Below are 14,270 nucleotides of genomic sequence, written 5' to 3' on the forward strand. Positions count from 1 at the left end.
CGTAAACGGGGCGAGGGGGCGGCTATGTTGCGGCTGTCCCCTTCTCCCCGCCTGCGGGGAGAAGGTCCCGGTAGGGGGGGAGGGGCAGGCCCTATGGCAGCTGAGGCGATTTTCACCGCTTGCGCATCACTGCGCAAACAGTTCGTTCCACTGGTCGATCCAGTCGGCCTTGGCCTCGTTCATCTTGGCATAATCGATCAGCGACAGGCTTTTCACCTGCTCGGCGCCATAGGTCCAGATCTTCGCCTGCTCCGGCGTCAGCTCGACCCTGGTGTTGATCGGTGCGTCGACGCCCTGTTCGGCTTCCTTCTGCTGGACATCCTTCGACAGGGCGAAATTGATGAACTGGTAGGCGAGTTCGGTGTTTTCGGACCCCTTGGGAATGTTGATCGTGTTCAGCGTGGCGATATCGCCTTCTTTCAGCTTGGCCCAGGTCATGGTCGGGACAGCCGCCTGCATCGAGGCGAGGGTGAAATCCTGGGCGAGCGCGACACGCACCTCGCCGGTAGAGATCAGGTTCACCAGTTCCGAACCGGTATTATAGGTCTTCACGACATTCGGCTTCAGCTCCTCGATTGCCGAAAAGGCGCTTTCGCTGTCTTCGAACGCATCGCTTTCGGCATGTTTGCCGGCCTGCAGCACAACCATCGGTCCGGCGGTGGTGGTGATGCCCGGCAGCGACACGGATTTTTCCAGGTCCGGGCGCCAGAGGCCGTTCCACGAGCCGATCGGCGGTTTTACCGTAGCCGAATCGTAGACGATGCCGACACGACCGATCGTATAGGCCGGACCGAACTTGCCCTGCGGCTGCCGGCCGAGCTCGTAGATTTCCGCCAGATTGGGGATTTTTGCCGGATCGATTTCGGCAAACAGCCCGTCCTCAATGCCCTGCTGGGAAAAACTGTCGGAGAGATAGATGACGTCGACACCCTTGCCGTCGCGCAGCTTGAGCTTGTTCAGCCGGTCGGCATTGTTGCCGGTCTCGAAGACGATGTCGCAGCCGCAGATTTTCTTGAACGGGTCGATGATATTGGCATTCATCTTCTCGCCATTATACCCCCACCAGGAGATGGTGAGCGTCTTCGTCTGCGCGTTGGCCGCCAGGGCTGTCGCAACGGACGCGATCGCGGCAAGCGCCGAGACGCGAAGGATGTGGGACACGTTCACGGGATGGATACCTCTCGCAAAAACGGTTGACCGGCAGCTCCGGACCTTGAGGCGTAATTCTATTTTTTGGGCTGTCGGGCCGCAAGCCCGTTTGCCGGGCACTCCACCCTTTTCACATTTCCGCGAAAATGCGCTTGCACCTCTAGTGACTGGAGGTTTTAGAAGTGTTGCTCTAACCAGCACGTGGAGAGCGACATGACTGCCACCAATCACCCCCAGAACCAGGCCCGTTACAAGGTCGGCGGGATGGATTGCGCCAGCTGTGCCGCAAAGATCGATACGGCGGTGCGGCGTGTACCGGGCATTGAGGATGTGTCCGTCTCGGTTGCCGCCGGCACGATGACGGTCAGCCATGACGGACGTGCCGATCTCGGGCTGATGGAAAAGAAGGTTTCCGGCCTCGGGTATTCGCTCAGGGCATTGGGGAAGAAGGCACCGTCGCCGCAGGCTGGTTCCCGCGATCATGACCACCAACATGGCCCCGGCTGCGGCCATGACCATCACGACCATGGCCATGATGGTGGGCACGATCATTCCGCCCACAGGCATTCGGGCGATGGTCAAGCCGAGGTCGAGGGCCTGCACGGGCATGATCACGGACCGACGGATGGGCCGTGGTGGAAATCGCGCAAGGGCCGGCTGACCATCCTTGTCGGTCTGGCGCTCGCCGCCGCTTATGGGCTCGGCCATCTCTTCCCGGCCTATGATCTCTACATCTTCACTGCGGCAATGCTGATCGGGCTGGTGCCGATCGCGCGGCGGGCGATCATGGCCGCTTTGGCGGGCACGCCGTTTTCGATCGAGATGCTGATGACGATCGCCGCTGTCGGAGCGGTCGTCATCCATGCTTCCGAGGAAGCGGCGGCCGTGGTTTTCCTGTTCCTGGTCGGCGAACTTCTGGAAGGCGTGGCGGCCGGCAAGGCGCGCTCGAGCATCCAGAGCCTGACCGCTCTGGTGCCGAAGACGGCGCTGATCGAAGAAAACGGCAAGACCCGCGAGGTCCAGGCGGAAGAGCTTGCCGTCGGTTCGATCATCCTTGTGCGACCGGGTGACCGGATTTCCGCCGATGGCATCATCGTTTCCGGCGACAGCGCGATCGACGAGGCGCCGGTGACGGGCGAAAGCACGCCGGTCCGCAAGGGCGAGGACGATCGGGTGTTTGCCGGCACGATCAATGGCGACGCCGCTTTGCGCGTGCGCGTGACCGCCGCGGCGCAGGACAATACCATTGCCCGGGTGGTGAGGCTGGTGGAGGAGGCGCAGGAGAAAAAGGCGCCGACCGAACGCTTCATCGACCGTTTCTCGCGGTATTATACGCCGGGCGTCGTGGCGGTTGCCGCACTCGTCGCGGTCCTGCCGCCGCTTCTGGCCGGCGCCGACTGGAACGAATGGATCTACAAGGGGCTGGCGATCCTCCTGATCGGCTGCCCCTGTGCGCTGGTGATCTCGACGCCCGCGGCGATCGCCGCCTCGCTGTCGTCAGGCGCCCGCCGCGGCCTGCTGCTGAAGGGCGGCGCCGTGCTGGAAACGCTCGGAGAGCTGACCGTTGTCGCATTCGACAAGACCGGCACGCTGACATCCGGCAAGCCGCAGGTGACGGATGTGATCGCCTTCGGCCGCAATGCCGAGGATGTCCTGCGTTTTTCCGCGGCACTGGAAACGGGCTCCAGCCACCCGCTGGCGCTGGCGATCCTTGCCAAGGCTGCCGAGGACGAGGTCGATATCCCGCCTGCCGACGAAGCGAAGGCGCTGGGCGGCAAGGGCGTGACCGCGATCGTTGCCGGCGAGGAAGTTTTCCTCGGCTCCCCCAAGGCGGCGGCCGAGCGGGTTTCGCTGCCGATGGCGCATGGGCGCCGCATCACCGGTCTCAATGACGAGGGCAAGACCGTCTCGGTACTGATCGTCGGTGGGGTTCTCGCCGGTGCGATTGCGATGCGCGATGAACCGCGTGCCGACGCCAAGGCCGGCCTCAAGCTCTTGATGGATGCCGGCGTCAGGACGGTGATGCTGACCGGCGACAATGCCCGCACCGCTGCGGCGATCGGCAAGGATCTCGGGATCGAGGTGCGTGCCGAACTGATGCCGGAGGACAAGCAACGTATCGTCGGTGAATTGCAGCACGATGGTTTCGTCGTCGGCAAGGTCGGCGACGGCATCAATGACGCACCGGCGCTCGCAGCCGCCGATATCGGTATCGCGATGGGCGGTGGGACAGATGTGGCGCTGGAGACCGCCGATGCGGCGGTGCTGCACGGCCGGGTGTCGGATATTGCCGGCATGATCGATCTGTCGAAGCGGACGATGCGCAACATCCATCAGAACATCACCATCGCGCTCGGTCTGAAAGCGGTATTCCTGGTGACGACGATCATCGGCGTCACCGGATTGTGGCCGGCAATCCTCGCCGATACCGGCGCCACCGTTCTCGTGACGATCAACGCGCTGAGGCTGCTGCGCGGTTAGGTCTCACGCCCGTCGACGTCTGACCGGCTGCTCTGCCTGTGCGGTTTCGGCGGGCGGGATCCGGCCGAACAACACCACCGAGCCGCGGTTGAAGGATTTGGCCTGGTAGAGGGCAGCATCGGCTGCCCCGAGGGCGGTATCGCAGGAGGTCTCGCCCTTCTCGACGCTTCTTATGCCGAACGAGGCTGCGATCGACACCTTGGCCCCCGGCAGATCCATCCGCTTTTCGAGCGATGCCGCGATCGTCTGGCAGATTTCCTCGGCCCGGTCGGCCGAGACATCCGGCATGAAGATGGCAAATTCGTCGCCGCCGAGGCGGAAGAGGCGATCAGTCTCGGCAGTTGTCTCGCGCAGGCGCGCGGCGACGACCTTCAGCAATTCGTCGCCTACGGCATGGCCATAGGTATCGTTGACTTCCTTGAAGCCGTCGAGGTCGAGACAGACCACGGCCAGCGGCCCCTTCTCGCTCAGAGCCCGGAATTCCGGCTCCAGCAGAGCGCGGTTGGCAAGCCCGGTCAGGAAGTCATGGGTGGCGTTGTGGCGCATGCGTCTTTCGCGGGCGACAAGCATCCGCGCCGTGTTGCGTGACATGCGCAAGGTGAATATGCCGGCGGCCAGCAATGCCGCGCCGACCGTGATGAGCAGCGGAAAGGCGCGATAGAGCAGCTCGGAGGCCGGAGCCGGCGGGCGCCAGGACAGAACCATGTTTTCGCCGCTTGGATTGACGGCGATCTCGGCATAGGCCCGATCCGGGGTGACGGCATCGAGCGGGCTGACGCGGGCATCGTCAAGAAGAAACCTCGTACCGAAGAATTCCTGCAGGCTGCCGGTAATCGGCATGGCCGTGATGAGGATCGGGGCGCGCTCGCCTTTCGGTTTGGCGGTATTGAAGTCGGGCTGGAAGAGCGTTGCGGTCATCAGCACCGCGTCGTCGCCCAATATCTCGATGCGGCTGATGCTGACCGGTTTTGGAATACCCGTAATCGCGCGCCCCAATTCCCGGGAACGCACATTTGCCACCTGCGCCGAGGCATCGGCGACGATGGCATCCGCGCCTCTTTCGAAGAACCCGCGGCCTTTGACGCTATCGTCGGTGCGCCAATAGATCAGCTTGTCGTCACGGTCGATGACCGCCGCAAAACGGGTGCGTGACGTGCCGATCAGCGAGGCGCCGATATTGCGGTCCGTCCATTCGAAATCGAAATTGTTGTCGATCTTGGCAATGGATTCGTCCCAGATCGTCCAGGCGGTGAGGGCGAATTCAATATCGGTGATCCATAGATCGATATTGTGCCGAACGAGGTTTTCCTCGCGCTGGCGCAGGCCGGCGTCGATCTGGGCAATGCCCACATAGGGAATGCTGGCCATGCCGGCGATCAGCACCGCGATAGCGATGAGGGCCGGACCGACGAGCCTGAACTGGATGAAGCGCATTGGGGTGAAGACGCCCTTCGAACTTGGCCTTAAGCGGATACGGGGCTTTATCGGGCAAAAGTTCTTACGATGGGGTTATCTTCGATAGCTTATGTAGAGGTCGAAGAGATTTCTTCGGCAGATGGCGGGGGAAAGAACGGCTTGTGTGAAAACAACAGGCGTCGACAACCGTCCGCAGCTCTGCGGCCGTGTCCCGTAAAGATTGCATTTAGGATTTCCCGGTAAGGTCCTGTTAGTGAAATCCCGCGTTGCATCCACCGGACGGGTGGCGCTCCCGGGATCTGGTATCTTGCGTACGGGTGCTCATGCGTGTTTCTGCTGCTCTTTCGGCAATCTTGATCGCCTGTCTTGGCGTCTCCAGCTGCACCTCGAGCTCCAGCACGGAGACGGCACTCACTGTGCCGCCCGCGTCGGTGAAGACGGCGCGGCTACAGTCTTCTGCCGGTATGGCAATGCCGTCGACACCGGTTCCCGCGACCTCCGTTCCCGATATCGACCCGACACCGGTTGCCGCGATCACGCCGCCGGCCGGCGTTAACGACCCGCATGCGCTGGCATGGAACGGGCAGGCGAACGAACCGCACGCCTTCGACGGCATGGCCACGACAGTCGGCATGCCATTGCCCTCGCAGCGGCCCGTTGCGGGACTTCGCCCGGCGGTCGAACCGTCCTTTGCCCAGCCGCCGCTGCGCCGCGGGCGGGCCGAGCGCCTGAAGGTCTACGGTCATCGCTTTCGTGATGCCAAGCCGATGGATTTCGGCCGCGTCGCACCCCGGCAATTTGCCGTTCACGGCGTCGATGTTTCGCGCTGGCAGGCCAATATCGACTGGCCGACGCTGAGGACGCAAGGCGCCAACTTCGCCTATATCAAGGCAACCGACGGCGGCGATCATATCGACCCGATGTTCAAGACCAACTGGCGCGGGGCAAAGGAAGCCGGTATCCGCCGCGGCGCCTATCACTTCTTCTACTGGTGCCGTACCGCCGGCGAACAGGCCGACTGGTTCATCCGCAACGTGCCGCGTGACCCGGATGCCCTGCCGCCGGTGATCGACGTCGAATACAATCACCAGTCCGACTGCAAGATGCGGCTGTCGACCGAGCGGGTGCTCGAGAAGATGCAGGTCTTCATGGACAAGCTGGAAAAACATTACGGCCAGCGCCCGGTGATCTATACCGCGCCCGACTTTTATGCCGATCATCTCAAGGGCCAGTTCCGCGACCATCCGTTCTGGCTTCGCTCCGTCGCCGCCCATCCATCGAAGATCTACCCGGACCGCAAATGGCTGTTCTGGCAGTATTCGGGGTCAGGCCTGTCGCAGGGCGTCGACAACAAGATCGACCTCAACGTCTTCAACGGCAGTGAGAATGGCTGGCATGACTGGGTGGCACGCACCACCTGGTCGGGAAGCGCTGTTGCCGAGCGCTAAGCGACCCGATCAACAGTGCGGCAGGATCGCTTCAGGCGCCTAAGCCGTCTGATGAAGAGCATCCGTGCTATTTTCAATCAATAACGCCCCGCGCCGGGGACACTGAACAGGCGCGGGGCGCATTCCGTCCGGGTCGGACGCAGGCTCGCTGACGAAGGTCAGTCTGCCTGTGCCGTTGCCGTTCCGCCTTGCTGCGCGAGGTCTACGCGAGCAATTACCGACATGCCGGGAACAAGCCTGTCGGTGAGCGGCTGGTTCGGGTCTATCGCGATCCGGACCGGAATTCTCTGGGCGACCTTGGTGAAATTGCCGGTCGCATTGTCTGATTTTATCACGGCGAACTCGGAGCCGGTCGCCGGCGCGAACCGTTCGATACGGCCCTTGAAGCTCTGGTGGCCGAGCGCGTCGACGGTGAAAGTGACTTCCTGGCCGGTCTTCATGCCGTCGAGCTGGCCTTCCTTGTAGTTGGCGACGACCCAGACGTGATCGGGCACAAGCGAGCCGATCTGCGTACCGATCGACAGATACTGACCGAGCCGGCCGGTGACTTCACCGAGATGTCCATCCTGCGGGGCCGTGATGCGGGTATTCTGCAGGTCGATATCGGCAAGCGCGACGGAAGCCTTGGCACTGTCGACGGTTGCCTCCAGCGACCGACGATTGACGACGATCGTGTTGAGATCCTGTTCGGCGACGAGTTGCTCGGCCTCGGCCTGGTGCACGGAGGCCTGTGCCTGATCGTAGGTCGCCTGCGCCTTTTCGAAGTCGCTCTGGGTCGAGACATTGCTCTTGAGCAGCGACTGGGTGCGGTTATAGGCGGTCTTGGCGGCGTTGAAGGCGGCCTGGGCACTTTCGACGGCAGCCTTGGCGGAGACGATCTTGGCGTCGGCGGACTTGCGGCTCTGTTCGGAATTGGCGAGCGAGGCCTCTGCCGATTCAAGGCCTGCTTTCGCCTGCTCTAGCTTCTGGGCGTAGATGCGGTCGTCGATGCGGGCAATCAGATCGCCCTGCTTGACCTTCTGGTAGTCCTGCACCGGCACCTCGACCAGGTAACCGGCAAGCTGTGGACTGAGCAGCGTCACCTGCCCGCGGACATAGGCGTCGTTGGTGCTTTCGACCGAGCCCTTGAACGGCGGCAGGTCCCAGGCGTAAAGCACGAACAGAACACCGGCTATGCCGACTGCTGCCGTGATATAGGTGGCGATGGAGCGAAATACGGAATTCATGGGGTTTCTGCTTGTTCTATATGGCCGGTTGCAGGGGTTCAGGCAGTTCGAGGCACGTCTGCCGTACCCAGCAGCCGGTGGCGGTTTGACCAGAGAATGTGGATCACCAGCAGCGCGATGGCGGCCAGTGCGAAGAGGAATGTGGCGAAGAAGGCGTCGTTATAGGCCAGCACATAGGCCTGCTGCTGCACCTGCTTGGCGAGGGTGGTGGTGCCCTGCACCTTCTGCATGGCCGCATCGGCGCTAGAATGGGCGTAAGCCGCCGTATACTGGCTGATCCGCTGCGTCACCAGCGGATCGGTCGGCAACAGCCTCGCGGTGATGATTGCCGAATGATATTGTTCCCGCCAGGTAACAAAGCTGCCGAACATCGCGCTGCCGATGAAGGCACCGACCTTCTGGGTGAAGAGGAACACGGCGATGAAGCTGATAATATAGGTTAGTCCCTTCTTCAGCGCCGCCGCAAAACCGACGGCCATGGCCGGCGGCAGGAAGAGGCCGCTGCCGAAGGCGATCAGCGACTGGCTGACATACATCTGTTCCGGCCGGGTCAGGACGGTGGAATAGCTGTCCATCAGCGTGCCAATGGCGATCAGCACCAGTGCCAGAAGATGGATGAAGGCCTCCCGGCCGGGCTTCATGATTGCGGCGCAGAGCAGGCCCGAGGCGACGCTGGCGACAAGGATCAGCCAATACATGCCGGCCATTTGTTCGTTGAGCAGGCCGATCTGCTTGAAGAAGTTGATGGCACCGGTCGACTGTTCCGTCAGCAGCATGCGGAAGACCAGCAGCACCCCGGCAAAATGGACGATTTCCCAGGTGCCGATCCAACGCACGTCGATCAGGTTGTTCTTGCGGTTGAGCTCCAGCATGATGCAGAGCATGCCGGTGACAATGCCGCAGATCAGCACCCAGGCGAGCCAGTCGGCCTCCAGCCACCAGTAGAGACGACCCATGGTGAAAAAGATCGCCAGACAGCCGATCGAGGTCGCCAGCAGGCCGTAGCTGACATAGTCCATCGACGAGATGACCTTGGCGCGCGGCGGAGAGGTCAAAGGCAGATTGTAGATCAGGCAGAAAACGATCAGCGCCAGTCCCATTTCGACGAGGTAAAGTCCGCGAAGACCGTGGAAATCGAGAAGCTGCGGGGAAATCAGGCCGGCGATCGGGGTGGGGAGCGACAGGCCGATCAGCGCAAGGCAGAGGCCGATATTGAGCTTCTTTTCCGGCGGAAAGATCTCCAGCATGTAGAGAAAGGCGATCGAGGAGATCGGTGCCGCGGCCGCGCCGGCGAAAAAGCGCAGCGCGATGCTGAGCCCGAGATCGTTGACCCACAGATGCAGCAGGCTGATGATCACAAAGGGGATGATGGCGAGTTCGGCGAACTGCCGGATGCCGTATTGGGTGCGGACCTTGAAGAGAAAAAGGCCGAGGCTGGCATTGGGGAACAGATAGGCGGCCATCAGCCACGCGGCTTCGTTCTGCGTCGCCTCGAGCGGGCCGGCGATCTGCTGCAGGTTGGCAGAGATCAGCGAGGTGCCAAGCCCCTGCATGACGGCGGCGACGATGGAGGTGAAGGCATAAAGAAGCTTGATCGGCAACGGCCGTGGCACGAAGGCGGGTGGCGCTGCCGGGGCGGGTGCGGCGGCGGCTGCTGGTGCCGCCTCAGGCGTCCGCTCCTGCTTATCCTCGATCCGGGCTGCAACCTCACGCGGGGACATTTGCATCCTCCAGGCCGGACACGTTCGCCGAAATCGCCTGAAGCAGCGCAATGCCGTCTTTCAAAACGGCATCGTCGACGCCCTCGAAAAACTGGTGGCGGATCTGGTCGGCCAGTTCGCGTACGAAAGCTGCCTGCTCCTGTCCGTGTTCGGTCAGCACGATAAGCTTGACTCGGCGATCGTTTGCATCCGGACGGCGCTCGATCAGCCCGTTTTCTTCCATGCGGTCGAGCAGCCGGACCATGGTGGCCTGTTCGACCTCCAGCTCGCAGGCAAGCTCCGTCTGGGTCATGTGTTGTCTTTTCGCCAGCCGGAAGAGGGCGCGGGCACGCGGATAGGTCAGCCCGTGGGCTGTGACCTTCTGATTGAAAACCGTACGGATCTTGCGGCTGACCTTGGTCAGCTCTTCCAGGAACTCGGATGCGGATTGATCGCTGTAAGGCATAGTTAGCACACTAAGTTTATTTGCCGCACTAGTTAGCACGCAAACTATATGTGTTCAATCCTTGACGATGGGCAAACCTGACCTCTGATTTTTGCATGGGTCGAGATGCGCGCACCGACAGGGTCGGTGCGCGCAAGACAGAATCAGCGGCAGACTTTCGTCTCGCGAATGAACACCTTGCCGTGGCGATAGGTCTTGACCTTCTCGACATGGCAGACGTGGCGAGGGCGGACATGATGACGATCAACGACATGGTGACGCATGGCCGGGCGGGTGTCGGTGGTGACGATGACGCTGGCGGCCTGCGAGGCGGTGGCGGCGGACAAGAGTGTGGCAAGCGAAAGTGCTGCTGCGGCGATAATGGTCTTCATGGACAAGTCCTCATTTATTGGCCCCCGATAACGCGGCCGGGACCGGGCGGTTCCACAAGGCCGGAAAGTCGCTGTCACCGCAGCAATCCCTGTCCGCCGTCGACATAGACCGGCGTGCCGGTGACGTGGCGCGACTGGTCGGAGGCCAGAAACAGGATAACCGATGCCACGTCGTCGCTGCCGCCGGCCTTGCCGCCGGTGATGGGAATATCGCCATCGGGAAATTCGACCGGCACCGCCGTCTGTGTCTCGCCGCGGACCCTGGTATTGTCGTTGATGCTGGTATCTATCGCGCCGGGGCAGACGGCGTTGACGCGGATCCGGTGCCGGCCGAGTTCCAGCGCCAGCTGCTGGACCATCGCCACCTGGGCCGCCTTGGTCGCCACATAGGCGGTGGCGCCCGGCGTGTTGAACGTGCGATTGCCGTTGATCGAAGACACCACGACGATCGAGCCGCCCTGTGTTTTCAGATAGGGCACGCTGGCATTCAGGGTCAGATAGGTGCCGCGCAGATTGACCCGGATCGTCTGGTCCCATTCATCCGGCCTGAGATCGTCGATCGGCGCCCAGACGCCGTTAATGCCGGCATTCGCAACCACGATGTCAAGCCTGCCGGTCTGTGCCACCAGTTGCCCGACCGCTTCGTGCATCGCCGTCTCGTCGGCGATATCGGCTTCGAGAACGATGGCCTTGCCGCCGGCGGCCTCTATCTCGGCTGCCGTCTTTCGAAGCTCTTCGGGCGTGTGGCCGAGTATGCCGACGACGGCGCCGGCATCCGCAAGCTTGAGGGCCGAGGCCCGGCCTATGCCGGATCCGGCACCGGTGACCAGAGCGACGCGTGATCGAAATTCCATGAGCCATCCTCTCGCGTTCCACGGTATTCCAACCGCCGCAACGAAGGACAAAGCCGCAAGGTTCCGGTCTAGCGGGGCAGTTCCTCGGGATATTGCGCGACCAGAATGCGCAGGCCTTCGGCGAATTTGCCTCCGTCGCCGCCCATCTGGCGCATCTGCCCGAGATTATCGGTGAGATCGGCGCGCTTGACCGGCCGCGCAAGCGGGTTGTCGATCGAGCGTCGGACGAAATCGAAATAATCCTCGCCGTCACGTTTGCTCATTGCATCGACGGCGTCGATGACGCGCGGGGAAAACCCTTCCTCGCGCAGCCGTTCGAAGGTCCAGCCGGGGCCTTTTTCGACCACATCGTGGAGCCATGCGACAAGCGTCTCGTCCTCTCCCGTCACATGTTCGGCCACGCGCCGCACATGATCGATGAAAGGGCTGCCGGTCTTGCTCGATTGGCCCTTATGGGCCTTGGTGGCGATATCGATCGCCTTTTGCAGTTGCGTCTCGTAGCTCATCGAGGTCTTCCGGGACTGATTGTCTTCTGGCGCGAAGGCATAGCAAGGAGCTGCGACGAAAGCGATAGCGGTCTGGGCCGGTGATGCGATCAGTCACGCTGCTGGGAGCGGAGCAGGGCGGCGAAATCGTTGAAACCGCTTCCCTGAACCTGGACATGATCCCGGGCGATCATCGCCGCATCGTCCTGCCGTGCCTCGAAAATCGCCTTCACCAGTGCCTCGTGTTCGTCCAGCGAGGACAGAATGCGATTGGGCAGGCGCAGTTGCAGACGCCGGAAAGGGCTCAAGCGCAGCAGCAGCGCATTGCACTGTTCCTCCAGGTAGAGGTTGTGGCTCGCCCGGTAGATCGACTGATGGAATTCCTCGTTGCGGTGGTAATAGTCGTCGGGCGTGTCGTTAAGGGCCGCGGCACGACAGTCTTCCAGCGTCTTCTGGATCGCGATGCGATCGGCCTCGGTGAGGCGCCGGGCGGCGAGCCGCGCACCGGCCGCTTCCATCTCGGCCATGACCTCGAACATCTCAAGCACCATCTGCGGCTCGACGCGAGGGACGATCGCGCCCTTGCGCGGCATGATCTTGATAAGGCCGGCCGCCGCGAGCTTGTGCAATGCCTCGCGCACCGGCGTGCGCGACGTCTCGAAGCGGTTGGCCAGTTCCACCTCTTCGAGCCGTGTTCCGGGCAGGATCTTGCCGGTGACGATGGCGTCTTCGAGGCTTTCCTGAATGTGTTCCGAGCGTTTGCGTGTCACGCTGTACCTACCCTTTGTCGTGTCCCCAAGCCTTGTTACCCGGTTTGTTAGCCGGGTATGTCGACCTGTGGCAAGATGCGACGAAATGTACCTCGCGCCATGTATACATGATACTTGCGGAAAAATACAATCGGCGTAGATACGAATGCACCCGAGCCGTCTGGCCGGGTTCACGAAGCGGCGCCTCTGCGGCCCGACATGCCGTTGGCACGCCCTTCATCCTCTTCAATGACCGAGGATGCCATTATGGATAATCAGATACTTGCTCCTCTGGAGCGCTCCTGGACCACCCGTCGCGACGACAAGCTGAAACGGCTCAAGGCCGCAGCTCCCTATGCCGACGGAAAGATCCTGAAGGGTCGCGATATCGTCGCGGCACTCGAAGCCATCATCCAGCCCGGTGACCGCGTTGCGCTTGAGGGCAACAACCAGAAACAGGCCGACTTCCTGTCGCGCTCGTTCGTCCAGGCCGACCCGGCCAAGCTCCACGACATCCACCTGCTGATCTCGACGATCAGCCGGCGAGAACATCTCGATCTGTTCGAACGGGGCATTTGCCGCAAGCTCGACTTTTCCTTTGCCGGTCCACAGAGCCTCCGCGTGGCGCAGCTTCTCGAAGACGGCAAGCTCGAGATCGGCGCGATCTACACCTATATCGAGCTTTATGCCCGCATGTTCGTCGACCTGACCCCGAACGTTGCACTGGTCTGCGCCGTGCAGGCCGACCGGCACGGCAATCTCTATACCGGTGCCAATACCGAGGATACGCCGGCGATCGTCGAGGCCGCCGCATTCCGCCACGGCGTCGTCATCGCTCAGGTCAACGAGATCGTCGACGAACTGCCGCGCGTCGACATCCCAGCCTCGTGGGTCGACTTCGTCGTCGAGGCCGACAAGCCTTTCGCCGTCGAGCCGCTATTTACACGCGATCCGCGCCATATCGGCGAATTGCAGATCCTGATGGGGATGATGATCATCCGCGGTGTCTACGAGCGCCACGGAGTGACCGCGCTTAACCACGGCATCGGTTTCGACACGGCGGCCATCGAACTGCTGCTGCCGACCTATGCCACCTCCCTCGGCCTCAAGGGCAAGATCTGCAGGAACTGGACGCTCAATCCGCATCCGACGCTGATCCCGGCGATCGAAAGCGGCTGGGTCGACAGCGTCCATTGCTTCGGTTCCGAGGTCGGCATGGAGGACTATATCCGCGCCCGGTCCGACGTGTTTTTCGTCGGCCATGACGGCAGCCTGCGCTCCAATCGCGTGTTCTGCCAGCTGGCCGGACAGTATGGCGTCGACCTGTTCATCGGCTCGACCCTGCAGATGGATGCCGACGCCAATTCCTCCACCGTGACGCTCGGTCGTCTGGCCGGTTTCGGCGGCGCCCCCAACATGGGCAGCGACCCGCATGGCCGCCGCCATTCCAGCGACGCGTGGCTGAGCCTGATGACCAAGAACGAGCCGATCGCCCGCGGCAAGAAGCTGGTCGTGCAGACGCTTGAAACCTTCAAGGCGGGCGGCGAACCGGCCTTTGTCGACAGCCTCGATGCCATCGAAGTCGGCAAGAAGAGCGGTATGCCGATCGCTCCAGTGATGATCTATGGCGACGACGTCTCGCATGTCGTGACCGAAGAAGGCATCGCCTATGTCTACAAGGTCGACGGAGAGGAACGCCGCGAGGCGATTGCAGCGATTGCCGGCGCAACCGAGCTTGGCCGGCGGGCCAACCCGAAAAAGAGCGCCGATCTTCGCGCAAGGGGGATTGTCGCCCTTCCCGAGGATCTCGATGTCAGTCGCAATCAGGCCAGCCGCTCGCTGCTTGCCGCGCGCAGCATCGACGATCTGGTTGCCTGGTCGGGTGGGCTCTACACGCCGCCGCCGCAGTTCAGAAGCTGGTAAGC

General features: G+C 62.3%; 12 protein-coding genes. 3 read left to right on the forward strand and 9 right to left on the reverse strand.

The window, feature by feature from the left end:
- Nucleotides 1-126: 126 nt before the first annotated feature.
- Nucleotides 127-1,161 (reverse strand): ABC transporter substrate-binding protein, encoded by a 1,035-nt coding sequence (locus tag AC2GXZ_RS18125; RefSeq protein WP_483760861.1) that lies wholly within the window; start codon nt 1,159-1,161, stop codon nt 127-129.
- A 201-nt stretch (nt 1,162-1,362) separates the two neighbouring features.
- Between AC2GXZ_RS18125 and AC2GXZ_RS18130 the strand changes: the two genes are divergently transcribed.
- Nucleotides 1,363-3,630: a heavy metal translocating P-type ATPase gene (locus AC2GXZ_RS18130; protein WP_483760584.1), complete on the forward strand. Its 2,268-nt coding sequence runs from the start codon at nt 1,363-1,365 to the stop codon at nt 3,628-3,630.
- Between the two features lie 3 nt (nt 3,631-3,633).
- Here the strand turns inward: AC2GXZ_RS18130 and AC2GXZ_RS18135 are convergent, their stop codons facing one another.
- Complete coding sequence (locus AC2GXZ_RS18135; protein ID WP_483760585.1) at nt 3,634-5,064, reverse strand: sensor domain-containing diguanylate cyclase; 1,431 nt, start codon at nt 5,062-5,064, stop codon at nt 3,634-3,636.
- 305 nt (nt 5,065-5,369) lie between these two features.
- On the opposite strand from AC2GXZ_RS18135, the gene AC2GXZ_RS18140 reads away from it, so the two are divergent.
- Nucleotides 5,370-6,494 carry a glycoside hydrolase family 25 protein gene (locus tag AC2GXZ_RS18140; RefSeq protein WP_483760586.1) on the forward strand — a complete coding sequence of 375 codons (1,125 nt, stop codon included), beginning with the start codon at nt 5,370-5,372 and terminating at the stop codon, nt 6,492-6,494.
- A gap of 158 nt (nt 6,495-6,652) precedes the next feature.
- Here AC2GXZ_RS18140 and AC2GXZ_RS18145 read toward each other — a convergent pair whose 3' ends face one another.
- The 7 genes from AC2GXZ_RS18145 to AC2GXZ_RS18175 form a co-directional block, all read right to left on the reverse strand.
- Complete coding sequence (locus AC2GXZ_RS18145) at nt 6,653-7,720, reverse strand: HlyD family secretion protein (RefSeq protein WP_483760587.1); 1,068 nt, start codon at nt 7,718-7,720, stop codon at nt 6,653-6,655.
- A gap of 38 nt (nt 7,721-7,758) precedes the next feature.
- Complete coding sequence (locus AC2GXZ_RS18150) at nt 7,759-9,441, reverse strand: MFS transporter (RefSeq protein ID WP_483760588.1); 1,683 nt, start codon at nt 9,439-9,441, stop codon at nt 7,759-7,761.
- The gene (locus tag AC2GXZ_RS18155) at nt 9,428-9,886 is read right to left on the reverse strand and encodes a MarR family winged helix-turn-helix transcriptional regulator (RefSeq protein WP_483760589.1); all 459 of its coding nucleotides are present in this window, start codon (nt 9,884-9,886) and stop codon (nt 9,428-9,430) included. The genes AC2GXZ_RS18150 and AC2GXZ_RS18155 overlap by 14 nt, the downstream gene beginning before the upstream one ends.
- 143 nt (nt 9,887-10,029) lie before the next feature.
- Nucleotides 10,030-10,257, reverse strand: a complete 228-nt coding sequence (locus tag AC2GXZ_RS18160; protein WP_483760590.1) for a hypothetical protein — start codon at nt 10,255-10,257, stop codon at nt 10,030-10,032.
- A gap of 74 nt (nt 10,258-10,331) precedes the next feature.
- Complete coding sequence (locus AC2GXZ_RS18165) at nt 10,332-11,111, reverse strand: SDR family oxidoreductase (RefSeq protein ID WP_483760591.1); 780 nt, start codon at nt 11,109-11,111, stop codon at nt 10,332-10,334.
- Nucleotides 11,112-11,179: 68 nt separating this feature from the next.
- Nucleotides 11,180-11,617, reverse strand: coding sequence for an HD domain-containing protein (locus tag AC2GXZ_RS18170; protein WP_483760592.1), 438 nt, complete (start codon nt 11,615-11,617; stop codon nt 11,180-11,182).
- Nucleotides 11,618-11,706: 89 nt separating this feature from the next.
- Nucleotides 11,707-12,366, reverse strand: coding sequence for a GntR family transcriptional regulator (locus tag AC2GXZ_RS18175; protein ID WP_483760593.1), 660 nt, complete (start codon nt 12,364-12,366; stop codon nt 11,707-11,709).
- Between the two features lie 246 nt (nt 12,367-12,612).
- Between AC2GXZ_RS18175 and mdcA the strand changes: the two genes are divergently transcribed.
- Nucleotides 12,613-14,268, forward strand: coding sequence for a malonate decarboxylase subunit alpha (mdcA, locus tag AC2GXZ_RS18180; RefSeq protein WP_483760594.1), 1,656 nt, complete (start codon nt 12,613-12,615; stop codon nt 14,266-14,268).
- The last annotated feature ends 2 nt before the right edge of the window (nt 14,269-14,270 follow it).

The organism is Aliirhizobium sp. YIM B11859 (assembly GCF_057163345.1).